The 23,317-nt window shown below is 65.9% G+C and carries 22 protein-coding genes, 4 tRNA genes and 3 pseudogenes; 13 read left to right on the plus strand and 16 right to left on the minus strand.

Annotated elements, in window-relative coordinates:
* Positions 1-75: 75 nt before the first annotated feature.
* Positions 76-390, minus strand: a complete 315-nt coding sequence (locus tag ACZ5IQ_RS02830) for a helix-turn-helix domain-containing protein (protein WP_212814983.1) — start codon at positions 388-390, stop codon at positions 76-78.
* 759 nt (positions 391-1,149) lie between these two features.
* Entirely contained in the window at positions 1,150-1,506 is a 357-nt protein-coding gene (locus ACZ5IQ_RS02835; RefSeq protein ID WP_409431007.1) for a hypothetical protein, read from the minus strand.
* Positions 1,507-1,796: 290 nt separating this feature from the next.
* On the opposite strand from ACZ5IQ_RS02835, the pseudogene ACZ5IQ_RS02840 reads away from it, so the two are divergent.
* Both ACZ5IQ_RS02840 and pstB read left to right on the plus strand, forming a co-directional pair.
* Positions 1,797-2,087 (plus strand): annotated as a pseudogene (locus tag ACZ5IQ_RS02840) (ABC transporter permease family protein); the annotation flags it as partial.
* A gap of 16 nt (positions 2,088-2,103) precedes the next feature.
* Positions 2,104-2,880, plus strand: a complete 777-nt coding sequence (gene pstB, locus ACZ5IQ_RS02845; protein ID WP_409431008.1) for a phosphate ABC transporter ATP-binding protein PstB — start codon at positions 2,104-2,106, stop codon at positions 2,878-2,880.
* Positions 2,881-3,181: 301 nt separating this feature from the next.
* Here pstB and ACZ5IQ_RS02850 read toward each other — a convergent pair whose 3' ends face one another.
* Positions 3,182-4,156, minus strand: coding sequence for a quinone oxidoreductase family protein (locus ACZ5IQ_RS02850; RefSeq protein WP_464480759.1), 975 nt, complete (start codon positions 4,154-4,156; stop codon positions 3,182-3,184).
* A 69-nt stretch (positions 4,157-4,225) separates the two neighbouring features.
* Between ACZ5IQ_RS02850 and ACZ5IQ_RS02855 the strand changes: the two genes are divergently transcribed.
* A complete protein-coding gene (locus ACZ5IQ_RS02855; protein ID WP_167838130.1) occupies positions 4,226-4,738 on the plus strand; it encodes a MarR family winged helix-turn-helix transcriptional regulator in 513 nt (170 codons plus the stop codon).
* On the opposite strand, the gene phoU is transcribed toward ACZ5IQ_RS02855, so the two are convergent.
* From phoU to ACZ5IQ_RS02880, 5 genes are all read right to left on the minus strand, one after another.
* Positions 4,735-5,403, minus strand: coding sequence for a phosphate signaling complex protein PhoU (phoU, locus tag ACZ5IQ_RS02860; RefSeq protein WP_061002051.1), 669 nt, complete (start codon positions 5,401-5,403; stop codon positions 4,735-4,737). The genes ACZ5IQ_RS02855 and phoU overlap by 4 nt on opposite strands.
* A 78-nt stretch (positions 5,404-5,481) precedes the next feature.
* The gene (locus tag ACZ5IQ_RS02865) at positions 5,482-7,566 is read right to left on the minus strand and encodes an LCP family protein (RefSeq protein WP_464480760.1); all 2,085 of its coding nucleotides are present in this window, start codon (positions 7,564-7,566) and stop codon (positions 5,482-5,484) included.
* Positions 7,567-7,568: 2 nt separating this feature from the next.
* Positions 7,569-8,702 (minus strand): tRNA dihydrouridine synthase DusB, encoded by a 1,134-nt coding sequence (dusB, locus tag ACZ5IQ_RS02870; protein WP_464481410.1) that lies wholly within the window; start codon positions 8,700-8,702, stop codon positions 7,569-7,571.
* Between the two features lie 26 nt (positions 8,703-8,728).
* Complete coding sequence (locus ACZ5IQ_RS02875; protein WP_061002045.1) at positions 8,729-9,730, minus strand: acyl-ACP desaturase; 1,002 nt, start codon at positions 9,728-9,730, stop codon at positions 8,729-8,731.
* Positions 9,731-9,862: 132 nt separating this feature from the next.
* On the minus strand, positions 9,863-10,450 hold the full coding sequence (locus tag ACZ5IQ_RS02880; RefSeq protein ID WP_133428295.1) for a TetR/AcrR family transcriptional regulator: 588 nt from the start codon (positions 10,448-10,450) through the stop codon (positions 9,863-9,865).
* A 69-nt stretch (positions 10,451-10,519) separates the two neighbouring features.
* On the opposite strand from ACZ5IQ_RS02880, the gene ACZ5IQ_RS02885 reads away from it, so the two are divergent.
* From ACZ5IQ_RS02885 to ACZ5IQ_RS02905, 5 genes are all read left to right on the plus strand, one after another.
* Complete coding sequence (locus ACZ5IQ_RS02885) at positions 10,520-11,527, plus strand: oxygenase MpaB family protein (protein ID WP_406775811.1); 1,008 nt, start codon at positions 10,520-10,522, stop codon at positions 11,525-11,527.
* 110 nt (positions 11,528-11,637) lie between these two features.
* Positions 11,638-12,003 carry a group I truncated hemoglobin gene (locus tag ACZ5IQ_RS02890; protein ID WP_135357912.1) on the plus strand — a complete coding sequence of 122 codons (366 nt, stop codon included), beginning with the start codon at positions 11,638-11,640 and terminating at the stop codon, positions 12,001-12,003.
* Positions 12,004-12,059: 56 nt separating this feature from the next.
* The gene (locus tag ACZ5IQ_RS02895) at positions 12,060-13,190 is read left to right on the plus strand and encodes a serine/threonine-protein kinase (protein ID WP_464480761.1); all 1,131 of its coding nucleotides are present in this window, start codon (positions 12,060-12,062) and stop codon (positions 13,188-13,190) included.
* A gap of 78 nt (positions 13,191-13,268) precedes the next feature.
* Positions 13,269-13,607: an ArsR/SmtB family transcription factor gene (locus ACZ5IQ_RS02900; protein WP_064858780.1), complete on the plus strand. Its 339-nt coding sequence runs from the start codon at positions 13,269-13,271 to the stop codon at positions 13,605-13,607.
* Positions 13,607-14,266 (plus strand): cation efflux transmembrane domain-containing protein, encoded by a 660-nt coding sequence (locus tag ACZ5IQ_RS02905; RefSeq protein ID WP_464480762.1) that lies wholly within the window; start codon positions 13,607-13,609, stop codon positions 14,264-14,266. Before ACZ5IQ_RS02900 ends, ACZ5IQ_RS02905 begins: the two co-directional genes overlap by 1 nt.
* A gap of 62 nt (positions 14,267-14,328) precedes the next feature.
* Here ACZ5IQ_RS02905 and ACZ5IQ_RS02910 read toward each other — a convergent pair.
* The 3 genes and pseudogenes from ACZ5IQ_RS02910 to ACZ5IQ_RS02920 all read right to left on the minus strand — a co-directional run.
* Positions 14,329-15,903 (minus strand): annotated as a pseudogene (locus ACZ5IQ_RS02910) (AMP-binding protein); the annotation flags it as partial.
* Between the two features lie 12 nt (positions 15,904-15,915).
* The gene (locus ACZ5IQ_RS02915) at positions 15,916-16,905 is read right to left on the minus strand and encodes an SDR family NAD(P)-dependent oxidoreductase (protein WP_318987054.1); all 990 of its coding nucleotides are present in this window, start codon (positions 16,903-16,905) and stop codon (positions 15,916-15,918) included.
* 32 nt (positions 16,906-16,937) lie between these two features.
* The gene (locus tag ACZ5IQ_RS02920; protein WP_212813360.1) at positions 16,938-17,729 is read right to left on the minus strand and encodes an SDR family NAD(P)-dependent oxidoreductase; all 792 of its coding nucleotides are present in this window, start codon (positions 17,727-17,729) and stop codon (positions 16,938-16,940) included.
* Positions 17,730-17,809: 80 nt separating this feature from the next.
* Between ACZ5IQ_RS02920 and ACZ5IQ_RS02925 the strand changes: the two genes are divergently transcribed.
* Positions 17,810-18,532, plus strand: a complete 723-nt coding sequence (locus tag ACZ5IQ_RS02925; RefSeq protein ID WP_212813358.1) for a MerR family transcriptional regulator — start codon at positions 17,810-17,812, stop codon at positions 18,530-18,532.
* Between the two features lie 101 nt (positions 18,533-18,633).
* Here ACZ5IQ_RS02925 and ACZ5IQ_RS02930 read toward each other — a convergent pair.
* Positions 18,634-18,706 (minus strand) — tRNA-Lys (locus tag ACZ5IQ_RS02930).
* A 164-nt stretch (positions 18,707-18,870) separates the two neighbouring features.
* On the opposite strand from ACZ5IQ_RS02930, the gene ACZ5IQ_RS02935 reads away from it, so the two are divergent.
* The 3 genes from ACZ5IQ_RS02935 (at position 18,871) to ACZ5IQ_RS02945 (ending at position 19,155) form a co-directional block, all read left to right on the plus strand.
* Positions 18,871-18,943: transfer RNA gene (locus ACZ5IQ_RS02935), tRNA-Glu, on the plus strand.
* A 33-nt stretch (positions 18,944-18,976) separates the two neighbouring features.
* Positions 18,977-19,053, plus strand: a tRNA-Asp gene (locus tag ACZ5IQ_RS02940).
* 25 nt (positions 19,054-19,078) lie between these two features.
* A tRNA-Phe gene (locus ACZ5IQ_RS02945) sits at positions 19,079-19,155 on the plus strand.
* A gap of 22 nt (positions 19,156-19,177) precedes the next feature.
* Here ACZ5IQ_RS02945 and ACZ5IQ_RS02950 read toward each other — a convergent pair.
* The 4 genes from ACZ5IQ_RS02950 to ACZ5IQ_RS02965 form a co-directional block, all read right to left on the minus strand.
* A complete protein-coding gene (locus ACZ5IQ_RS02950) occupies positions 19,178-20,347 on the minus strand; it encodes a tyrosine-type recombinase/integrase (RefSeq protein WP_464480763.1) in 1,170 nt (389 codons plus the stop codon).
* On the minus strand, positions 20,347-20,583 hold the full coding sequence (locus ACZ5IQ_RS02955) for a helix-turn-helix transcriptional regulator (protein ID WP_464480764.1): 237 nt from the start codon (positions 20,581-20,583) through the stop codon (positions 20,347-20,349). Before ACZ5IQ_RS02955 ends, ACZ5IQ_RS02950 begins: the two co-directional genes overlap by 1 nt.
* Before the next feature lie 353 nt (positions 20,584-20,936).
* A complete protein-coding gene (locus tag ACZ5IQ_RS02960) occupies positions 20,937-22,265 on the minus strand; it encodes an FtsK/SpoIIIE domain-containing protein (protein WP_464480765.1) in 1,329 nt (442 codons plus the stop codon).
* Positions 22,262-22,684 carry a plasmid replication, integration and excision activator gene (locus tag ACZ5IQ_RS02965; protein ID WP_464480766.1) on the minus strand — a complete coding sequence of 141 codons (423 nt, stop codon included), beginning with the start codon at positions 22,682-22,684 and terminating at the stop codon, positions 22,262-22,264. Before ACZ5IQ_RS02965 ends, ACZ5IQ_RS02960 begins: the two co-directional genes overlap by 4 nt.
* A 284-nt stretch (positions 22,685-22,968) precedes the next feature.
* Between ACZ5IQ_RS02965 and ACZ5IQ_RS02970 the strand changes: the two are divergent.
* Positions 22,969-23,229: pseudogene (locus tag ACZ5IQ_RS02970) on the plus strand (GntR family transcriptional regulator); the annotation flags it as partial.
* Positions 23,230-23,317: the final 88 nt, after the last annotated feature.

Consider the following 23,317-nt stretch of genomic DNA (forward strand, 5'->3'; position numbering starts at 1 on the left):
ACCGGACAACCGCGGACGACCCACCCACGCCGCGGCTGCCCGAGTCGGCCGACTGCCGGAGCATCGAAGCGCGAGTTATTCCGCCGGGGGCAGTTCCAGTTCAACAACGGCGCCGTCGCCGACCATCAGAAACTCATGGGGCGAGACTTCAAGGGCGGCGGCTAGATCGAACAAGCGCTCATAGAGCAGGCCGCTCTTGCCGAGTTCCACGTCGACCAGCAGGTTTCGCGAAAACCCGGAGCGTAGTGCCAGAGCTTCCTGAGTTAGACCGCGACGGGTACGCACTTGGCGGATCCGCTGTCCCACAAGGGCGCGAGCCCGGGCCCACTCTGCAACGCGTTCTGGGTCGGACTGATCTCGCGGTTTCGGCACCCAACCAAGTAGCAGCATCGCACCACCAAAGGTCTGCCAAGCTAGCTTGGCATGAGATCTATACTTTGCCGGGTCGCGAATGAGAGGGAAGTAACGAATGCCGGATAGTGCCAGTGCAAAGAGGGGTCGCAGTGGATCGGAAACGCGACAGCGCACCGATACCGTGACCCTTCGGCTTCTACCGGCGGAAGGTGCTGCGCTCAGCATCTTGGCGAAGAAGCATGGACACGCGAGCCGCCAAGCGCTAATACTTGCTGCGCTGCAGCCGCTCATTTCTGATTCTTCGCAAACGCCGTCGTAATCGGCTGTACCATGCGCTATTCCGGCGGCGTGCCCTCCACGATCATCGCGGGACGGGCGTATTCCATCGCTTCGGCTAGGGTGCGACGATGATGAAAGCACATGAAACGTCAGCTGTTTCGGTATTTCGATGAGGAGAACGTTGCCACGTAACGTGCAGTATCCAGTCGCCGAGCCGTCGTCGATGTGGCCAGATACGTGATACTGCGCCACATCTGCGAAGTGTGCGGTATCGAAGAACACCTCACGCCCGAAGCGGCCCACGAAGCCGGCTGGGACTACCCGCCGAAAATGGGCACATTCGGCGTGATCAGCCCACGAACCTGCCCCAATTGCGTGGTCAACCAGACTCTGTGGTGGGCGGTCGTGGTTGAGAAATGCACAGTCGACATGCTCACTACGCGCCAGCGAGAAACGTTCGTCCGGATCACCGGCGAGCCTGGCAACATCACAGTCCCGTAGATCGGTCGGACGCATTCATTCGTTGTGTCCCAACGCTTCACGGCGCTCCTCGTCCGGGAGTAAGCCGCCCATCGGTGACGCTTCACGCATTTCGATTGCGTGGCGATGCAGGCCAATCAATGCGAGGCGCAGTGCCGCCAGATCGTTGCTCTCCACGATGCGTTGCCGACAGTCGAGGTTCGCAATGTGAGGCTGGCCGTGAACACCGGTGCGCAAGCGTGCGATGTTGGCGAGGATGGTCAATGCCCAATCGCCGAGTGACGATTCGGTTAGGTCTGTAGCGAGCTGGCGATGGACAAGCCACGAGCGCCGCTCGGATCGGGTCAGTTCGACATCGTCAACGTGGCGCATCGGCTCGCTGGCCTCGACCATAAGTTCCTCCAGATGAACGTCCCGAGCTGAACGCCTCACCATGCTGGCGCTCAACGGGTTTCACGGCTGAATCGGCGTTCACTGACGAGCTGAAGGTGAAGGCTGGCCCTCGGTCATAGACGGCGCTGCTCGCCGCCTCAGTCAAACGGTCTTGCTTGAAGCGGTGCTCAAGGAGCGACACACGTCGCCCCTGGTGCTGTTGTAGACGGATCAAGGCACGATATAGCTGTTGAAGTGTACGTTCGATGCTACAAGCGATGATGTGTACAACAGAAAAAAGTAGCGAAAGAATATCGGGCATCGTGACCGGCATCATGTTGTCGCTGGCCCGCGTCATGGGCGAGACGGCCCCGCTGCTGGTCCTGGTGGGCTACGCGCAGGCCATGAATTTCGACATGTTCGGCGGCTTCATGGGTTCGCTGCCGGGCATGATGTACGACCAGATCGGCGCCGGTGCCGGCGCCAACGAGGTCCCCACCGACCGGATGTGGGGCGCGGCGCTGACCCTGGTGCTGCTCATCGCGTTGCTGAATGTGGCAGCGCGGCTGGGCGCCAAGTTCTTTGCCCCGAAGAAAGTTTGAGCAGGAGTACGGGATAATGGCCAAGCGTCTGGATCTCAAAGATCTCAACATCTACTACGGTTCGTTCCACGCCGTGCAGAGCGTCAGCCTGTCGGTGGAGCCGCGCAGCGTGACTGCGTTCATCGGGCCGTCGGGCTGCGGAAAGTCGACGGTGCTGCGCACCCTCAACCGCATGCACGAGGTGATCCCGTGCGCTCGCGCCACGGGCTCGGTCCTGCTCGACGGTGACGACATCTACGCCCCCGGCGTCGACCCCGTCGGCGTGCGCAAGACCATCGGCATGGTGTTCCAGCGCCCGAACCCGTTCCCCACCATGTCCATTCGCGACAACGTGGTGGCCGGCCTGAAGCTGCAGGGCGTGCGCAACAAGAAGACGCTCGACGAGGTCGCCGAGCGGTCACTCAAGGGCGCCAACCTCTGGAATGAGGTCAAGGACCGGCTGGAAAAGCCCGGTGGTGGCCTCTCCGGCGGTCAGCAGCAGCGGCTGTGCATCGCGCGGGCCATCGCTGTGCAGCCCGACGTGCTGCTGATGGATGAGCCGTGCTCGGCGCTGGATCCGATCTCGACGCTCGCCATCGAGGACCTGATCGCAGAACTGAAGCAGGACTTCACGATTGTGATCGTCACGCACAACATGCAGCAGGCGGCGCGCGTCAGCGACCAGACCGCGTTCTTCAATCTCGAGGCCACCGGTAAGCCGGGGCAGCTCATCGAGATCGACGACACCGAGAAGATCTTCTCCAACCCGTCCAAGAAGGCCACCGAGGACTACATCTCCGGCCGCTTCGGTTAGGTCGCCTTTTTCGCGGGCAGACGCCCGCAAATGAAGTGCTCCCCACGAGCTGGACTGAAAGTTGGTTCTGGGGAGCACTTTTGTTTCGTGCTCACGTCCCAACGGGCAGCGGCGCGACAGCTCGACGGGAGCCCAGCGACAGAAGTACGTGGCTTCAATCACCATGCGGCCCAGCGGCCCTGATTGAACACAAGTACGTTTTCAGGCTAGCAGAGGTGCCTGAGTTCAATCACCGCCGGCATCTTCCCGCCGCGATTGAACTCAGGGACTTGTCCGCCCTATCCGGCAAGTCGAACGACCTCTACGGCGTGATGACGACGCGGGTGCCGGAGGGTTCCTTTGCCGCCCAGACGTTTTCGATGTCGGCGAGCGGGCGGGCAACGGTGGTCAGCTGCAGTTCGCCGGAGTCGAGCATCGCGAACATCCGGGGCAGACCTTCGGTGCGGGCGCGCTGCAGCGCCTCGGGCGGGACGCTGCCGATACCCACGCCTTGGAGCGTGATTCCGGTGCTGCGCAAGGTCGCAGCGTCGATCTGGATGCTCGCACCGGTCATCGAACCGACCTGGATGAACCGCGTGGCGTGGAAATGGGCCGACGGATGCGCGGCGGCCAGGGCGGCGAGCGTCTGCTGTGCGGACGTGCCCCACAGGTAGTCGATGACGGCGTCGAACGGCCGCGCCGAGTGTTGGGCGACAACGCTTTCCGTGAGATCGTCGGTTCCGAGCGCGATGACGTCGTCGGCCCCGACGGTGCGGAGCCACTCCAGTCGCTCAGGGTTGCGGCCGGCGACTACGACGCGTCCCGCCCCGAACACGAACTTGGCCAACTGCACGGCAATCGATCCCGTGACGCCGGTGGCGCCGAGGACCAGCACGTGGTCGCCGGGTTTGGTCTGGGCGGCGTAGTCGAGGCTCATCCACGCCGACATGCCGGGATTGGGCACCGCGGCGGCGGTGACCGAGTCGACGTGTTCGGGAACCGGGACCGCGTCGCCGGGGTCGACGAGGGTGCGTTCGGCCATCAGTCCGTACGGGGCGAGCGACGCGGTGTAGACGCGGGAGCCGTCATCGAGGCGGGCGACACCGTCGACCCCTGCGATGGCGGGGAGCTGAATTTCCTTGCTGCTGTAGTGCTTTCCCATGATCACCATGCGGCTGAGGTTGGTCAGCGCCGACGCCTCCACGTCGGCGACGACGGCGCCCTCGCGTGGCTGGGGTTCGGGGAAGTCCAGATACCGGGGCTCCTGGCCCCACTCGTGCACGACCGCTGCCTTCATGTGCGCTCCTCAAAATAGTTTCTTCGGAAACTATATGCCGCGTGCCGGCGGGATGGCAAGATGGTTTCCGTGAAAACCAAGTCGGCGCTGATCACCGAGATCAGTGCACTGGTGACGGCGGTCGGGGACAAGTTCGACACCGACGAGAGCGATGCCGAACGGGACTTCCTCGCCGAACACTGCCCTGCGCGGCTGGAACGCACCGTGCGTGAGCTGCCCACCCTCAGCCTGCACCTGCTGGCGGAGCTCGCCGAAGGGCCGATCAGCGTGGTGGGCCTGGCGGCGCGCGCCGATCAGCTCAAGGGCACGGTGTCCAAGCATGTGCAGCGCCTGGTCGACGCCGGTCTGGTCAGCCGCTCACCGGTGCCGGGCAACCGCAAAGAACTGCAGCTGAGCCCCACTGAGGACGGAAAAACCCTCATCGAGGTACACCAGCGCATGCACGACGAGATGGACGCCGGCCGACACCACTTCCTGTCGCGCTATCCGGCGGCGGAACTGTCGGTACTGGCGAAGATGCTGCAGGACCTGCTGGCGGCCGATCGGGACGGGGTGCGGCTGGTACCCGCCGAGCAGGGCTAGTGGATGGTCGGCAGGCCGTCGTCGTCGGAGAAACGGCCGGTGACCTGGAAGATCACCCGGCGCGCGACCTCGACGGCGTGGTCGGCGAAGCGCTCGTAGAAGCGGCTCAGCAGCGTCACGTCGACCGCCGCGGTCACGCCGTGCTTCCACTCGCGGTCCATCATCACGCTGAACAGATGACGGTGCAGGTCATCCATCGCGTCGTCTTCTTCCTGGATGCGGGCCGCGCGCTCGGGGTCCTGGGTGAGCAGTACCTCTTGCGCGGTGTTGCCCAATTCGACTGCCAGGCGGCCCATTTCGGCGAAGTAGCCGTTGACCTCCTCGGGCAGCGCGTGCTGCGGGTGCCGGCGCCGGGCGATCTTGGCGACGTGCAGCGCCAGCGCGCCCATGCGGTCGACGTCGGCGACGATCTGGATGGAGCCGACGACGGACCGCAGGTCACCGGCAACCGGGGATTGCAGGGCCAGCAGGACGAAGGCCTGCTCCTCGGCGTGGGCGCTCAGGGTGGCGATCTGCTCGTGATCGGAGATGACCTGCTCGGCCAGCACCAGGTCGGCCTGCAGCAGGGCCTGGGTCGCGCGCTCCATGGCAACGCCGGCCAGTCCGCACATCTCGCCCAGGCGGTTGGTCAGGCCTTCAAGCTGCTCGTGGTACGCGGTACGCATGGGCTCCAGACTACTTTCTGGCCCTTGGACATGCCGTGATCTGGCAATGAACGGCCGGTGAATGGGACAGGTCAGATGCTATTTGCACGTGGTGTCGGCTGCATTGGTGATGCTGAGGTCTTCCGGCAGCTTGGTGGGCTCTCCGGACAGGCTGCCGTGGGTCACCCGCATCTGTGCTGCTGAGCCGCTGGCCGCCGGGGTTCCCACCGCGGTGAAATCGGTCCCCAGCACCACCCGCACCACGTCTCCCAGGCCAGACACCCGTTCGACGTGGGCGCCCGGCAAGGTGGACGCCACGGTCGCGGCGGCCTGTTCGTGCCCTGCCGAGAAGAACACCGTCGTCGACGTCACCTGGCCCTGGTAGTCGTCCGGCGAGTTGACGGTGAAGCCGTGCTGCTCGAGTTCCTTGGTCGCGGTCGCGGCCAGGCCGTCCTGACCGGTCGAGTTGGATACCCGGACCGTCACCTGGCTCGGGTCGGTCGTCGTGGTGTTGACGTCTTCGCCGTCCGGTGCGGCTGCGTTGGTGCTGGGCGCGGCCGACGTGGACGGCACCGGGGTCTTGTCGGCGTTGCGTTCCTCGGGCAGTGGATCGTCGTTGATGATCGCGTCGAACAGTGCGCGCATGTCGTCGACCCGCGGCGGTTCGTTGCCCTCGGAGTCGGTGACGCCGGTGGGCACCGTCACGAAGGTGACGCGGCCGGCGCTGACGCCCTGGATGGACTGGCCGAGCTGCACCAGGTCCTTGGTGGTGACGTTGTCCACAGAGGAGTCGTTGATGAACAGGTTGACGACGTTGTTGAGCTTGCCGATGTTGAAGAACGTGTCCTTGGAGATCATCGACCGCAGCAGCGACGACAGGAACATCTGCTGGCGCTTGATCCGGCCGTAGTCGCCGTTGACCTCGGTGGTGACCTGGCGGGCGCGGACATACTGCAGCGCGGTGTGGCCGTCGATGACCTGACGCCCGGAGTGCTCCAGCACGGTGCCCAGCTCGTAGTCCTCGAGCGGCGTGCTGCTGCAGACCTCGACGCCGCCGACGGCGTCGACGAGTTTGGAGAAGCCGGCGAAATCGACTGCCATGAACCGGTTCACCGACAGGCCGGACAACTTCTGGATCACCTTCACCAGGCACTTCGGCCCGCCGAACGAGTACGCCGAATTCAGCTTGGTCTCGGTGTAAACCTGGTCTGGCCCATAGCTTTTGGTGTCTTCGTCGTAGATGGGGCCGTAGCCGCCGGTCTTCGGATCCCAGGCTTCGCACTGCGTTGACTTGATGGCCAGGTCGCGCGGGAACGACACTGCCACAACACGTTTGCGGTTGGCCGGGATGTTGACCAGCATGATCGTGTCGGAGCGCGTGCCGCCCGCGTCTTCGGTGGTACCTGCGCCCATGTCGGCGTTCTGGCCGTAGCGGCTGTCCACGCCGACGATCAGGAAGTTCTCGTCACCGAACTGCGCGTTGGGGTCGACGATGTCGCGGGAGTTGAGGTCCAGCGCCGAGACCCGGTTCATGTTGTTGTTCTTGATGTTCTGCCACTGCCAGGCGGCGCCGGTCATCGACAGTGCGATGACGGCCGCCAACGCCATGAGAATGCGGCCGGCCACCGCGAACCGGTGACGGGTGTGATGATCGACAGGTGGGGGAGCGTCGGCATGCGTCGGCCGTTCCGGATTGTCGATGTAGTTCCGGACGTCGGTGCGCACCACGGCTCGCGGCCGTTCGGGCAGTTCGACGGGTTCGGCCAGCGGCGCGCCGAAAACCTCTGTGACGGGATCGGATTCGGGCCGAAGGCGGGCGGTTCGCACCGGCTCCTCGGCCGCCGGTTCCGGGATCGGCGCCGGGGCGACGGGCTCGGGCTTCGGTGCGGACCGCGGCGGCTGCGGACGCTTGACTGGCGCCGATGGCGCCGCCGGCGCCGACGGCGCGGGTGCCTCGATGGCCGTCGCCGGCGGGACCGCGCCACCGGAGAGCCGGGCGATGAGTTCGGCGACGGTGACGCCGCCGCCGCCGTGGCTGCCGGTGATCTCGTCGTCGGGCTGTTCCGCTAAGCGACTGGCCCGTTCCCATGGCGCCCGGACCGGACCCGAGGCGCGCGTCGTGCGCGTTACCCAGGGGTTGTCGCCGTCACCCTCACCGGGGGTGGTCCGGTCGCGGTCGCTCACGTCTACCCGCCAGAGTTGACCACGTCGGCGCCGAACGGCACCGTGCAGTCGTCGGGGTCGTCCAGCCAGCCTTCGGGCAGCACCACGGAACCCGGCGACCCCTGCCGGCCTCGCGGGCCCTCTGCGCAGTCCGGGAACGGCACATCGGAATCCAGTTGGGTGAGCAGTTCGTCGAGCTCGGCCAGGGTTTTCACCAGGGCCAGGGCGCGGCGCAGATCGGCGCCGGCGGGCAGCCCGTGCAGGTACCAGGCGACGTGCTTGCGGATGTCGCGCATGCCCTTGTCCTCGCCGAAGTGGTCGGCGAGGAGTTGGCCGTGCCGGCGGATGATGTCCGCGATCTCGCCGAGCGTCGGCGGGGTGGGGCGCGGCTGGCCGTTGAAGGCCGCCGAAAGTTCGGCGAACAGCCAGGGCCGGCCCAGGCAGCCGCGGCCGATGACGACGCCGTCGCAGCCGGTCTCGGCCATCATTCGCAGGGCGTCATCGGCGTCGAAGATGTCGCCGTTGCCTAGCACTGGAACGCCGCTGACGTGGGCTTTCAGGGCGGCGATCTGGTCCCAGTCGGCGGTGCCGGAGTAGCGCTGCGCGGCGGTTCGGGCATGCAGCGCGACGGCCGCCGCGCCCTCCTCGGCGGCGATGCGGCCGGCATCGAGGTGGGTGTGGTGAGCGTCGTCGATCCCGATCCGGAATTTCACGGTGACCGGGATATCAGTGTTTTCGGTCGCGCGCACGGCTGCCGCGACGATCTGGCCGAACAGCTTGCGTTTGTAGGGCAGGGCCGAACCGCCGCCGCGGCGCGTCACCTTGGGCACCGGGCAGCCGAAGTTCATGTCGATGTGGTCGGCCATGTTCTCGTCGACGATCATCTTGGCCGCAGCGTACGTGGTGGCCGGGTCGACGGTGTAAAGCTGCAGCGAGCGGGGCGACTCCTCGGGCGCGAACGTCGTCATGTGCATGGTCGCGGCATTGCGCTCGACGAGGGCGCGCGCGGTGACCATCTCGCAGACGTACAGGCCACTGACCGTGCCCACCCGGGCCAGTTCCTGCTCGCGGCACAACGTCCGGAAGGCGACGTTCGTCACACCCGCCATGGGGGCGAGGACGACCGGAGAGCGCAACGAGATCGGCCCGATCCGCAGGGATCGGGCCGTGTCTCGTTCCGGACTTACGACGCTGATGTCGACACCAGTAGGTTCTTCATCGCCTTCTTCTCGGCGACCTTGCGCTCGCGCTCCAGACGACGTTCCTTGGCCACCTCGAACTTCGCGCAGGTGTCCTCGAGCTCGTTGATGATCCGGCCCAGGTCGTCGCGCAGGCGCGCGCCTTCACCGGTGAAGTCTTCGCGCTCGAAGATGCGCCACTTCTTGAGCACCGGCATGAGGACGTCGTCGAGGTGGATGCGCGGGTCGTAGACGCCGCCGACGGCGATGATGACGGCCTTGCGGCGGAAGTCGGGCACGGTGTACCCGGGCATCTTGAAGTTCTCGACGATGCGGTGCAGCGAGGCCATCGCCTGGTTCGGGTTGATGTCCAGGCCGGCGGCCGAGACGTCGCGGTAGAAGATCATGTGCAGGTTCTCGTCGCCGGAGATGCGCTGCAGCAGCTGGTCGGCGACGGGGTCGTTGCAGGCCTTGCCGGTGTTGCGGTGCGAGACGCGGGTGGCCAGCTCCTGGAACGAGACGTACATGACCGAGTCGAACAGGCTCTCGGCGAACAGGTCGCCCTGCAGGTTCTGGCCGGGCGAGAAGCCGCGGGTGACCTGCTCGACGCGCAGTTCCTCGAGCTCGACGGGGTCGCAGTTGCGGGTGACGACGAGGTAGTCGCGCAACGCGATGCCGTGGCGGTTCTCCTCGGCGGTCCACCGGTTCACCCAGTAGCCCCAGGCGCCGTCCATGCCCATGTTCATCGCGATCTCGCGGTGGTAGGACGGCAGGTTGTCCTCGGTCAGCAGGTTCTGGACCATGGCGGTCTGGGCGACCTCGGAGAGCTTGGCCTGATCCGGATCCCAGTCCTGGCCGCCGAGGGCGTAGTAGTTCTTGCCCTCTTTCCAGGGGATGTAGTCGTGCGGGTTCCAGTCTTTCCGCATGCTCATGTGGCGGTCGACGAGCGTCTCGACGACCGGCTCCAGCTCGTGTAGGAGCTGCAGGTCGGTGTAGTCGGCTGTCATGGCGCCTCCCGGTGCGATGTATCTGTACCTGTTGGTAGCAGTCAGAGTATCTGTGTCGGGTAGTGACATCAAGTTGCTGTGACGCATGTCCGACCGGTGATTCTGAACTGTGATGTCGGCGCTCGTTAGGTGTTACCGGTGTGAGGGCACCCGGCTCATCAGCATGTCGACGCAGTAATCGACGAACTGCTCGCGGGTGACCGGCAGCTTGCCGCCCAGGTACCCGGTGAACAGTGCGGTGAGGGCGCCGATCAGGCTGGTGGCCTCGAGCGCCCGCCGCGCGGGATCGCCGCCGGGGAACATCTTGTGCTGCAGCAGTTCGATGAAGCTCGGCATCCAGTCCGCGCCCGAGCGGGTGAGTACGGGTTCCTGCGCCGGCGCGATGAGCAGGACGCGGCCGCGCGTGGGGTCGTCGACCATCATCGTGACGAACCGTTCGACGGCGTCGCGGGGGCTTTGCGATGTGGTCAGCGCCGCCATGGCCGTCGTGCACACCTCGTCGTACACGGCGCGGACGAAATCCTCGCGGTCGGTGAAGCTCTCGTAGAAGTAGCGCTCGGTCAGGCCGGCGGTGCGGCACACCGCCCGCACCGTCGCCGCGGGGCCGTCGGCATGGCCGAGCGCGGCGATGCCGGCTTCGATGAGCGCCTCGCGACGCCGCGTCGGGCGGTCCGCCAGTGGGACGGCAGACCAGCGGCCCTGTCGTTGACCGGAAGGCACGTGACTCCTAAGCTGTGGCTGACAACGCGTGTAGTCAGGATACCCGCTGACATCCAGGAAAGAATGCCGGTGACCCAAAATACTTCCGACACATGCCCAGTGACCAGCGAATCTGCCCCCGTGGCGGCGGTCGGCTGCCCGGCTTCGCCCGGCGGCTACGACGCGGTGCCGCTGGGCCCTGACTCGCTGACGTGGAAGTACTTCGGCCAGTGGACCGGGCTGTTCCAGGGCACGTGGGCCGGCTCCATGCAGAACATGCATCCGCAGCTCGGCGCGGCGGTGGAGGAACATTCGATCTTCTTCATGGAGCGGATTCCGCGGCTCCTGCGGTCGATCTATCCGATCGGCGGCGTCGTCTTCGACGGTGACCGTGCGCCCAAGACCGGCGCCGAGGTGCGGGACTATCACATCGGGATCAAGGGCGTCGACAAGCGGGGTCGCCGCTACAGCGCGCTGAACCCCGACGTCTTCTATTGGGCCCACTCGACGTTCTTCAAATCCACTCTGCTGGCTGCCGAGAAATTCGGCGGCGGCATCTCCGAGGCCGACAAGCGACAGCTGTTCGACGAGCACGTGCAGTGGTACCGCATGTACGGCATGAGCATGCGGCCCGTGCCGAAGAGTTGGGAGGACTTCGAGGTCTACTGGGATCACATGTGCCGCAACGTCCTGGAGAACAACTATGCGGCGCGCGAGGTCATGGATTTGTCGACCATGCCCAAACATCCGTCGCTGCAATGGATTCCGGACTGGCTGTGGGCGCAGAACCTCAAGGTGATGCAGCGCTTCCTGACTTTCATGACGGTGGCCCTCTACGACCCGCCGGTGCGCGAGCTGATGGGTTACTCGTGGTCCGCGCGGCAGCAGTGGGTGCACGACCGGCTGTGCCAGGTGATCACGTTGGTCTCGAAGTACGGCCCGAAGCGCAGGCTGATGCATCCGCGCAAGCGGTCGGCGATGGACCGCGCCTCCGGCCGGCTTCCCGTCGACTCGCCGCTGGTGGAGACGCCCGCGCGTAACCTGCCGCCGCTCGAATATCGGGGTCAGCCGCAGTTCTACTGCCCAATTGTGGACTGACCCAGGCACTTTCCGTACTCGCAGCAATTCGAGGGGTCTGTGAGGCCGATTTAGTCGCTGGGTCACCGTCGAGCAATGGATAGGCAACACGGCGGGTGTTGGCTCGGTGCATGACGAGCATCTATGAGCAGATCGGAGGAGCCGAAGCGCTCGAACAGGTGGTGGCGGACTTCTACGAGCGCGTACTGGCCGACCCCGAACTCGCCGGCTTCTTCGCCGGCGCCAATATGTCACGGCTCAAAGGCCGGCAGGTCGAGTTCTTCGCCGCGGCCCTGGGTGGTCCCGAGCCCTATACCGGCGCTTCCATGCGGGACATCCACCGCGGGCGCGGCATTTCCCGGCAGCACTTCAACCTGGTGGCCGCGTATCTGAGTGAAAGCCTGGCCGCCGCGGGCGTTCCGGCACGGACCGTGCAGCGGATCATGGCCGCCATCGCGCCGCTGGCCGGCGACATCGTCACCGCCAAGAGCGCCTGACGGACCCTGCCCGCACCAGACTCGGCGGGTCGGTCGAGGCGGGCTAGCGTGGAGTCATGCCTTATCCCGGGGTTCTCGCCAACCGCTACCAATTGCGGGGGACGCTGGGCCACGGCGGTATGGCGGAGGTCCGCGACGCGTGGGACGCCCAATTGCAGCGTCCGGTGGCCGTCAAACTGCTTCATGCGCCGCTGAGTGCACAGCCAGACTTCCGGCGCCGCTTCGAGGTCGAGGCCCGCGCCGCGGCCGGTCTGAACCATCCGCACGTTGTCGCCGTCCACGACTACGGCGAGCAGGACGGCACGCCGTACATCGTCATGGAGCGGCTGCCGGGACGCACCCTGGCGGACGCGATCGCCGCGGGTCCGCTCCCGCTACCGCAGGTTCGGTCGGTGCTCGACGACGTGCTCTCGGCACTGGCGATGGCCCACGCGGCCGGCATCCTGCACCGCGACATCAAGCCGGGGAACATTCTGCTGGCCGATTCGGGAGCGGCGAAGATCGCCGACTTCGGCATCGCCAAGAGCGCCGAATCCGGCCACACCATCGCCGGCCAGGTCGTGGGGACGATGGGCTATCTCAGCGCCGATCGCCTCTCTGGGCATCCGGCGACCGTCGCCGACGATCTGTACGCCGTCGGTGTCGTCGGGTACGAGGCGCTCACCGGCCGGCGGCCTTTTCCACAGGACAATCTGGTGGCGCTCGCCCGCGCTGTCTCGGAGGGACATCCGGTACCGCTGCGCGTGTTGCGGCCCGACGTCGACCCGGCGCTGGCTACCGTCGTCGAACGCGCGATGGCGCGTGACGCGCGGGCGCGCTTCGGCAGTGCCGAGGAGATGCGCGCCGCCCTGCACGGGGTTGCCCGCGCTGTGCGACCGCCGACGTTGGTGCTCGGGCAGCCGCTACCGGACCCGACGACGTCGCTACTGCCGGTCGCCGCGCCGCGGCGCCGCTCGCGACTGCTGCTCTGGGGTGCGGCCGCCATCGTGGTGCTGGTGACGGTCGTCGCGGTGATCGTCGACGCCGCGTCACGGCCGTCGACGCCGGCGCCGGTCGGGACGAGCACGCCTGAGCCGACCCCGACGTCCACGTCGGCCCCGGTTTCGACTCCGCCACAGCCGGTCGATGACGCACCGCCGCCCAACGGTCATGGCAACGGAAAAGGCAAGGGCCACAACAAACATTGACGACGCGGTGATTGGCGGCGGGATGAGTCCGACGGTACATTGGTTCCTGAATACAGAAAATGATGTACCGTCAACCGTATGGCGACACTGCAGCACACTGACGCCCTGGCGCGGTTCGGCCATGCCCTGTCCGATCCGACGCGCACCCGAATCCTCCTGAGCCTGAACAAGGTTCCCGGGTACCCGTCGGACCTGGCCGACCAGCTGGGCGTCTCCCGGCAGATCCTCTCCAACCACCTCACCTGCCTGCGGGGCTGCGGTCTGGTGGTGACGGTGCCGGAAGGCCGTCGGATGCGATACGAGCTGGCGGACCGCCGGATCGGCCGGGCCCTGGACGACCTCATGGGACTGGTGCTCGCGGTCGACCCCGACTGCGTGTGCGTCGGCGCCGACGGCGAGCCGTGCGGGTGCACCTGATGACACTCACCGACGTGCGCCGCGGTCAGCTGGCGCGGCGCATCAGGTGGCTGGTCGCGGCGACCATCTCCTACAACGTCATCGAGGCCGTCGTGGCGCTGTCGGAAGGCACACGGGTGTCGTCGGCGGCGTTGGTCGGCTTCGGCCTGGATTCGGTGATCGAGGTGTCCTCGGCCGCCGCGGTCGCCTGGCAATTCGCGGGCGCCGACCCGGAAGCCCGCGAGAAGACCGCACTGCGCGTCATCGCGTTCTCGTTCTTCGCGCTGGCCGCCTACGTGACGGCCGACGCGATCCGTGCCCTGCTGGGTTTCGGCGAAGCCCGGCACTCGACTGTCGGCATCGTGCTCGCGGCGGCAAGCCTGATCGTCATGCCGGTGCTGTCGTACGCACAACGACGGGCCGGCCGGGAACTCGGATCGCGTTCGGCGGTGGCTGATTCCAAGCAGACACTGCTGTGCACCTACCTGTCGGCCGTGCTGTTGATCGGTCTCGTGGTCAACAGTGTTCTGGGCTGGTCGTGGGCCGACCCGATCGCGGCGTTGGTGATCGCCGGGATCGCGGTGAGGGAAGGTGTGGGCGCCTTGCGAGGCGATGTGTGCTGTGCGCCGGCCGTCCGCGAGCCCGCCGCAGCACCCGACGGGTGTGGCTGCTCTGACTGAGTCCGACGGGCCCTCAGTCGTTCCGGGCGACCGAGATCCCGCTTGAGCACCTTGCCCGTCGGGTTGCGAGGCAGCTCGTCGAGGAACACCACCTCGCGCGGCACCTTGTAGCGGGCCAGGTTGTCCTTGACGAACTGCTTGACCTCATCCTCCGACACCTCGGTCCCCTCGACGGTGACCACGAAGGCGCGCAGGCGTTTTCCGAACTCCTCGTCGTCGACGCCGACGGCGGAGGCCTCCACGATGGCGGGGTGGGTGATCAGCAGTTCCTCGACCTCGACGGGGAACACGTTCTCGCCGCCGGAGACGATCATGTCGTCGTCCCGGCCGTCGATGTAGAGGCGGCCCTTGTCGTCGAAGTGCCCGACGTCGCCGCTGGCCATCAAGCCGTCGATGAACTCTTTGGTGCCGCCACCGGTGTAGCCCTCGAATTGCGTTGCCGCACCGACGAATATCCGGCCTGTTTCAGGGGCAGGCACCTCGTGGCCGTTATCGTCGAAGATCTTGATCCGGCAGCCGAGCATCGGCTTGCCGACAGAAGTGGGTGCCTCGCGGATGTCAGCGGGTGTCGCCATGGTCGCGAGCGCCACTTCCGTTGAGCCGTAGAGGTTGTAGACCACCTCACCGAGCAGGTCTTGCGCCGCGGTTGCGACGGCGGCCGGCAACTGGGAACCGGCGCAGAAGATGGCGCGCAGGCTCGTGGTGTCGTAGCTGCGGACGGTGTTCTCGCCGAGGCCCAGCACCCGCTGCAGCATGATCGGCACGACGCACACTGTGGTGGCTTTGTGCCGCTCGATGTCCGCGACCAGTTGTTCGGCCTCGAACTTGCGCCGCAGCACCAACTTCGAGCCCAGCGCGATCGTCATGATGGCGATCAGCAGGCCCGTGCCGTGGAACAGGGGCGGCCCGATGATGGTGGCTTCACGAGCACGCATCGGCAGCCGCTCCAACAGACCGCCCGGGAGGATGAAGCTGCGCGGCTCGGCGCGCGGTGCGCCCTTGGGTGTGCCGGTCGTGCCGCTCGTCAGCAGGATGATCCGGCCCTGCTTGGCCGGAGCCGGCGGCGCCTTCGGCGACGCGTCGGCCGCGAGGGCGTCGAGATCGTCACTGGCGCTGTCGATATCGGTGACGTACGTGCCGCGCGGGGCCTCGATGTCGGCGACCAGATCGGTGAACTCGACGTCATGCACCAGCAGGTCGACGCCTTCGCGGTTGGCGACCTCTGCGGCCTGGCGGGCCGAGAACGCCGTGTTGAGCCACACCGCGTTGACCCCGGCGCGCGACGCGGCGAACGCCACGATCAGGGGTGCGCGGTGGTTGCGGCAGAGGATGCCGACGGTGGCTCCGGGGGCCAGGCGAGCACGCAATGCGTTGGCAATCCGGTTGACCGCCTGATCGAATTCGGCGTACGTCAGCTCGCCGCGCTCGTCGGCGATCGCCGGATAGGCGCCGTGCCGGATCGCGGCGATGCGCGGTGCGGCGCCGAACGGCCCGTAGGTGTTGAGTGCCGCCAGGACCTGCACCAACCGGTGCGGCAGGTCGACGCCGATGGCGCCGGCCCGCACCAATGCCACGAGGGCGCGGGTTTCGGGACCGGCCCGCCGGGCCGGCTCGGCAAGCAGTGAGTTCAGGTCCATCAGGTTCCTTTTCTATTCAGCCGCAACGGGTTCGGCGGACTCTGCCGGTGCCGCCTGCGCAGCGGCGGACTCACCGAACATCGAGTAGACCTTGTTCCGCACCAGGTCGAACGGACGCGGGCTGAGGGCGTCGGTGAGGGCCGTCAGCTGTCCGGACGGCGGGCTCAGGCGGCGCGGCCGGTGCATGATCGCGTCGCACAGCGTGGCCGCGGCCTGCTCGGGCGTCAGGGTGGGGAAGCGGTCGTACATCTTGGTCGGGGCGATCATCGCGGTCCGCACCAACGGCATGTGCACCGTCGTGAAGGTGATGTTCTCCGACACCGTCTCACCTTGCAACGTGTCGCACAGTCCGTCCAGTGCCGACTTGCTGGCGATGTAGGCGCCGAAGCGCGGCAGCTTGGTCTGCACGCCGATCGAGGACACGTTGATGATGTGCCCGAAGCCGCGCTCGCGCATGCCCGGCGTGAACTTCAGGATCAGCTGGACGGGCGCGAAGTAGTTGAGCTGCATGGTCCGCTGGTAGTCGTGCATGCGGTCGTGGGACAGCTCCAGCGAGCGGCGGATGGACCGGCCGGCGTTGTTGATGAGGATGTCGACGTGACCCAGGTCGGCCAGCACCTGGTCGGCCATGGCGCCGATGGCGTCGAGGTCGCTCAGGTCGCAGGGGTACACGTGCGCGGTGCCGCCGTCGGCGCGGATGTCCTCGGCGACGCGTTCGAGGTTCTCCCGGGTGCGGGCCACCAGCACGACCTCGCCGCCGGCGGCGCCGATGCGGCGGGCGGTGGTCTCGCCGATACCGGCCGAGGCGCCCGTGATCACCACGATCTTCCCCGCGACGGCGTCCTCGAGCGTGTAGCCGGTGAGGGCGTCGACCACGGTCTGCAGGTAGATCGGGCGGGTCTTGATCGGCGTGTTCATGACGCTGGCGAACACGGCGAGCGGCTTGGCGCTGACGGCGGCGACGGGCTTGGTCGCCAGGGCGGTGATGTCGGAGAGGTTCATGGCAGGGGTCCGTTCTTGAGTGGGGTCGGTTTTCAGCCGAGGGCCCGGCGGGCCAGGCGCAGGGCGGGCAGCAGCAGGGCGTGGGGAGTGATCGAGCCTGTGATGGCCATGAGCTTCACGACGGCGCCGGGCACGATCTGGCGGGCGCCGCCCTGCATGCCGTCGACGGCCTGCGTCGCGACGTCGACAGGGGAGACCTGAGCCGGTCGCAGGCTGAACTCGTGTGCCGAGGCGACCTCGGCCCATTCGGTGGGAACCGGTCCGGGGCACAGCGAGGTGAAGGAGACGCCCGTGCCGCGCAGTTCTTCGTGCACGGCTTCGGAGAACGAGTTGACGAACGCCTTGGATGCGCCGTAGGTCGCCATCGACGGCATGGGCTGGAAGGCCACGACGGAGGCGACGTTCAGGACGGCGCCGGCGCCGCGCTCCACCATGCCGGGCAGCACGGCGTGCGTGAGTTCTTGCAGCGCAACAACATTGACCTCGACCTGCTCGCGCTCGCGGTCCATCGGCAGCGTGTGGAAGGCGCCGCTGGTGCCGAAGCCGGCGGAGTTGCAGAGGCCGGCGACCGGCCGGGTGCGCAGTTCCTCGATCAGCGTCTGGCGCTGCGCGGCGTCGGCCAGATCGCACGGCCGCACCGTCACGCCGACGCTGTGGTCGGCGCGCAGCTCGTCGGCGAGGGCGTCGAGGCGGTCCTGCCGGCGCGCGACGAGGAGGAGGTTGTAGCCGCGGGCGGCGAGCACGCGGGCCAGTTCGGTTCCGATTCCGGAGGAGGCGCCAGTGATGACGACCTCGGTGGTGCCATCGGGCTTCGGCAGGGTCATGTGGCTCTCATTTCATAGTGACGTGTGACTGTGCCAGTAACACTGGCACAGTGTGAATGTTGGTGTCTATACTTCGTGGAATGACAGATGTCACAGTCGAGGAATTCACCATCGACGAACTGGCCGCGCGTACCGGCACGACGGTGCGAACCATTCGCTTCTACAACGAGAGCGGCCTGCTGCCGCCGGCCGAGCGGCGTGGCCGGCTCGCGTATTACGGTGCGCCGCACCGCATTCGGCTCGAGTTGATGCAGCAGTTGCAGCAGCACGGCTACACGCTGGCCGCCATCACCAAGGTGCTGGCGCGGCTGCCGGAAGGTGCGACGGCCCACGACCTCGCGGTGCGTGCGGCACTTCTCACACCGTGGAGCCCGGCTGACGACGAGGCCGTCGACCTACGCGAACTCGAACAACGTGCCGGTCTGGCGCTGGACGACCGGGCCCTCGACACGCTCGAAGCGTTGGGGGCGATTCGACGCCTGGATGACGGCCGTTTCAGCGTCCGGCAGTCGGTGCTCGGCGCCGCCATGAACCTGCGCGACACCAACGTGCCGGCCGACGACATCCGGCGCCTGGCCGGCGTCGTCGACAAGCACATCGATGCCCTCGCCAATGAGGTCACGGACGTCGTGTTCAGCCGGATTCGCGAGGCCGAGGACCCCAATGTGTACCTCGGGCGGATCGCCAAGGTGGTGCCGAACCTGCGGCCGCTGGCGGCGCAGATGATGGCCGACCGCTTCACCGCCGCGATCAGTCAGGCGGTGCAGGAACGCGTGGCGGAACTGGAGATTCCGGCGAAGTAGGTCGGCGTTGCAACGCTTTACGTCGAGCGTGGGGGTTGCCGAGGCGACACGCCGGGTGGCTTCCCGAAAAGCCCCACGCTCGGCGTCGGGCGAGGTATTTGTGCCCCCACCAGGGCTCGAACCTGGGACCTGCGGATTAAAAGTCCGTAGCTCTACCGACTGAGCTATAGGGGCGTGGGACACAGGATACTGCGTCCCGTGAGGCCGCCTCCGCGGGTAGGTGGTTGAGCGGCCGTTGGTGGTCTGAAGTGCCGATTTGGGCCGTGGGGCGGTCGTGCCCTAAGCTATCGAAGCTCCCAACGGAAACGTTGAGAGTGCCCCCGAAGAGATTCGGATTGGCCCCCATCGTTTAGTGGCCTAGGACGCCGCCCTTTCACGGCGGTAGCACGGGTTCGAATCCCGTTGGGGGTACGCAACGCGAAAGCGAAGCAACGCAGTATGTAAGGCCCTGTGGCGCAGTTGGTTAGCGCGCCGCCCTGTCACGGCGGAGGTCGCGGGTTCGAGTCCCGTCAGGGTCGCCAGAACGGCGAGGCAACTTGCCCTTCCGGCCAGGTAGCTCAGTTGGTACGAGCGTCCGCCTGAAAAGCGGAAGGTCGGCGGTTCGATCCCGCCCCTGGCCACCAGGTTGACCTGCTTGGACACGGATTATGCACTCGATGGATGGTTCAATTCGTCCGGTTCTTGTCCGGTCGTGAGTGGTTGAATCTCAGTGGCGTGAAGCCGATCGAGGTTGGTTGCCACTTGATCTAGTTCGTCGGCATAGAGATCGCTATAAATATTCGCGGTGACGGTGGGCGTGGAATGACCCATAGTTTTTTGGACATAACGCAGGTCTGCCCCCGATTTACGGGCCAGGCTGGCATACGTGTGGCGTAGCTCATGGATAGTTAGCGGAGCCAGGTCGGTCTTCTCAAGGGCTTGATTCCAGTGCGTATGGCGGCGCCAGTTATTGGATCGCAGCATTGTTCCGTTGGATGAGGTGACCGCTGGTTCGTCGGGAGCGCGGCCTTTGGTGCGGCGGGCGAAGATCTCGACCACGACTTGCGGGAGCGGGATGGTTCGGATGCCAGCGCGGGTCTTCGGAGGTCCGATGACAATGCGGCCCTCAACCTCGGGTGCGGCCCTTCGGACGAAGAGGCGGCGGGCGCCAAGGTTGATGTCCTTGACGCGGAGGCCGACGAGTTCGGACCAGCGCAGGCCGGTGTAGGCGAGGATTGTCACGACGTCGCCCTGATCGCCGCAGGCGCTGGCTAGTCTCTGGACCTCCTGTGCGGTCAGGTAGCGATGACGATCCCGCTCGGGAATGCGGCCCGCTGAGACGCCAAGAGCGGGGTTGCGGTGGATGCGGCCGTCCTGGTGGGCGACGTCGAGAATCGAGCGCATGAGCCGCAGGGTGGACACTTTCGCCCACGGGCCGACCGTGAGGCCGTCAACGAACGCCTGAACGTCGGCACGAGTGATCTCGTCGACGGGGATGTGGCCGAATCGGGGCGCGATGCGCAGTTCCCAGTGTTGGACGTATCCGCTCCAGGTCTTCGGCGACACCGCCGGCTTCTTGGAATCCGAGAACTGCGTCCAGATCCGGTTCAGCGGTGTGCGTCCGAGGCGTGGGTCGAATCGACGTGCACCGAGCGCGGCTTCATTGTCGCGGTCGGATTTGAACGCTTTCGCCTCGCGCAGGGTCCGAAAGGTGGCCGATGTTTCGACCCAGCCCGATGGCGCGTCCGGATCACGGATCAGGTAGCGGACTTGGTAGCGGGGTTGGCCGGCTGCGTTGAGGCGCTTTCGGATGCCGCGAGGGGTGTTGCCCGCCATTACCGGCGCACCTGTTTCAGCCAGGACCGAACTTCCGCGCAATCCCAGCGGCGTACGCGGTCTGACAACGTGTAGCAGGGCGGCCCGATCTGCTCGCCGGTTGTTTCGCGGAGTGCGGCCCAGCGGTTGAGTGTTGCAGCGGAGACGCCTAGGAGAGCTGAAACCTGTTCGGCGGTAAGCAGTTCTGGGAAGTTGCCCGTAGCGACGAGAGATTCCCTAATGCCGTGAGCGACCATCGCGTCACCCAGTCGCGGGTCGTTGGTGTGTGGACGGCGTGTGCATGCCGGCCCGAATAGCGTCGAACCACGCGCGGGTGCGGGGCAACCCGGCGGCGCTGTCGGCTGCGCCCCCCGTGACTCCCCATAGGCTGTATGCCCAACGATCCAGTGCGGACACAGGCGTCTCGCTGCATCGTTGGAGTTCCGTCTCGTCGTGCAGAACCAGTGCGGTGCCGAGGATCTCGCCGGAGGACCATATATGCCGGTACTCATCGAAACCGTATCTGCGCACCAGGTTGGCGCGTTGCATCAAATCGTCTGCTTGCCGGGCCAATTGGTCTTGGTCGGGCAGTTCGAAGAGATATCCGCAGTCAGTCATTGAGCTGTCCTTTCGCGGTAGCGCCCGCCGTCTGTCCGTATTGCATTGCAGTGGAGCGGATTTGATCATCAGTCCAGAAATCAGCACGCACTCTGGTCACCTGGCCGTTCTCGGCGACGACGTACCCGGTGCCCGGCGTGTCAGGGCTGATCCGATGTGCGGGTGCGGAATCGGCCATTCCGTCACCGAGAACCATCGTTACCTCGTCGCGGGAACGAAGACGGAGTGCGATCGTCTGAGTGAACAGGCCCCGCATCGGTAGGACTTCTTTGCGGGGATCCTGCAGGAATGCGACCACGACGATTCCCAGTGCGCGGCCTTTGGTCAAGATTCGAGACAACGAGGCGGCGGCTTCTTTGCGCAGTGCGGGGTCGCTCATGTACGCGGTCATTCCAGCCAGCTCGTCGATCAGCAGCACCACGAGGGGTGAGCTCTTAGTCGGACTGTGCTCGCGCGTGCGACCTGCCATCGCGGCGCCGCGCCGTTCCATCAGGTTCTCCACTGCGGTAAGGGTTTGCACGGCATCAATCTCCGTGGTAGCGATCTTGGTGAATAGCCTTGAGCCAACTGATAATTCGATGCCGTACTTCAGGTCGATCCCCACCAGGCGCACCACATCGGCGGCAACAGCGGGACCGAGCCCACAGGCTATGCCCCAGAAGACCGAACCTTTGCCTGCGCCCGAGCAACCTACGGTGAGGGTGTGACGGCCGCTCAATAGCAAGATCCACGGTGTGCCGTTCTCGCATCGACCGAGCCTGACCCGTGATGTCGAGACGGATGTTGATGGAGCAGCGTCGCCCACCGTCGACAACTGTTCCCACATGACCAATTCGATTAGGAGCGTCCCGGGTGAGACGACAACCGACCGCGCCGAATGGGCGCCCGCAGCGTCGCGAATCGCCGGAACGGCGCGCTCCAAGTCGTCGATGGTCTGTCCCATCCTGGCCCGTACTGTCAAATGCAGGCTGGTTTGAGACACTTCAGTTCCGCACAGTCTTGGATGAATCCAGCGCGTCCTCGCAACTTGCCGTCCTTCTTTGTCTAGGCGAGTGACCTGCTCTGAGGCTGACAACCCGCAACGCTTGCACAGCCTTTTCCACGAGACGTGTGCCCACAGTCGCCAGCGCACAAGGCGGGCGGGCGTCGCGAAACGATCCTTGTAGGTTTCCGGTGACTGCAATCGCCAATAAAAGAGGGCGGCGGCGGTGACACCACCGATTACCGCTATCGACAGGGTCAAGCTGGTGAGGAAGTGCAGCACGTGGTCGAGCCGCAGCGGGGTGTCGGGATCGAATGGCGCGTCGGGATCAGGATTCATGCCGATGCCCGACCTGAGCTAGGCGCGGCGGACGGCTTGCCCGGTGCTGTCATGCTCGAGGCCCGGAATGACCAGGCGATCCGTGAGAAGTCGCCCGACCGCTCGATGTAAGGCAGAGCCATCAGACCCTCGAAAACCACTGGGGTGAAGGGTGTTCCGCTGGAATTGGTAGGCGCAACTGGTTGGGTTTGCGCAGCGAACTTGACAGTCACGGTGCGGCTGCGCTTCGGTGCGGCCGGGTCGCCGTCGAGCACTTCGACCTGCCACATCGGCGAACCGGTTTCGCGGTCAGTCGCTTGCACGCGGTTGTCGCCGGAGGACTTGTCGAAGTCGATCATCGGCGTCACCTCTGACACCAGAAACGCGCCGAGCGAGAACACCTGGTCGTGCCCGATCTGTATCCATTTGGGGACCGACATGCTTCCTTCCCTTCCGTTCATTCGCCACACCCGCGCCATACGAGGTGTAGTCACTGTATAGACAATAACTAGACAATAACAGCGCAATAGACCCCCCGCTACGGCCATTGCTCGACGGTCCCGACGACATGTCAAGGCCGTCTGCGAATAGCTGAAGGAGGCGCGGGTATCGGCTGATTCCGGCCCTCTTCCGCCGGGTTGTCGAGCCGGGTCTACGCTTCTATGGCGTGTAGGTTCGTCTAGCTACTGGCTAGTCTTGTACTAGCCCGATGAGCAGGTGACTTGTGTTGAACTTTGGTCAGATTGACCGCGAAAGCAATGCGCCGCCATACGAGCAGATCGCGGACCTGCTACGACATGCGATTACCTCGCTCCAGCTACGTCCTGGCGAGCGGATACCGGCAGAGACAAAGCTAGCCGAGCATTTTGGCGTCGCGAGAATGACTGTGCGGCGGGCGGTGCAGGAACTTCGTGCTCAGGGTCTTCTTGTGCCGGCCTCTGGCCGCGGATTGGCCGTCAGGCCAGCCCCCGCAATTAGGGAACTATGGCCTGCAGAACCTGGCCATCCAGCCGAGGCCGCAATTCCAAACTTTAATGTTTGGGGGGATGCAGCGCCGTTGATTGCCCATGCAG

Source organism: Mycobacterium toneyamaense, assembly GCF_055384815.1.